Genomic DNA, 366 nt, shown 5'->3' with positions numbered 1-366 from the left:
GGGTATGGCTGTTCGCCATTTAAAGTGGTACGCGAGCTGGGTTTAGAACGTCGTGAGACAGTTCGGTCCCTATCTGCCGTGGRCGYTKGAGATTTGAGRGGGGCTGCTCCTAGTACGAGAGGACCGGAGTGGACGMAYCWCTGGTGTTCSGGTTGTCAYGCCARTGGCAYTGCCSGGTAGCTAWRTKCGGAAKAGATAASYGCTGAAAGCATCTAAGCACGAAACTTGCCCCGAGATGAGTTCTCCCTGAGACTTTAAGTCTCCTGAAGGAACGTTGAAGACGACGACGTTGATAGGCCGGGTGTGTAAGCGCAGCGATGCGTTGAGCTAACCGGTACTAATGAACCGTGAGGCTTAACCTTACAA

Annotated in this window: 1 rRNA gene; it reads left to right on the top strand. The window is 53.2% G+C overall.

The window, feature by feature from the left end:
• Positions 1-362 (top strand): 23S ribosomal RNA (locus AC1DIW_RS21920); the annotation flags it as partial.
• Positions 363-366 lie beyond the last annotated feature (4 nt).

The organism is Terrabacter sp. 01T434 (genome assembly GCF_056398545.1).
This window is presented reverse-complemented; position numbering and strand designations above follow the sequence as displayed.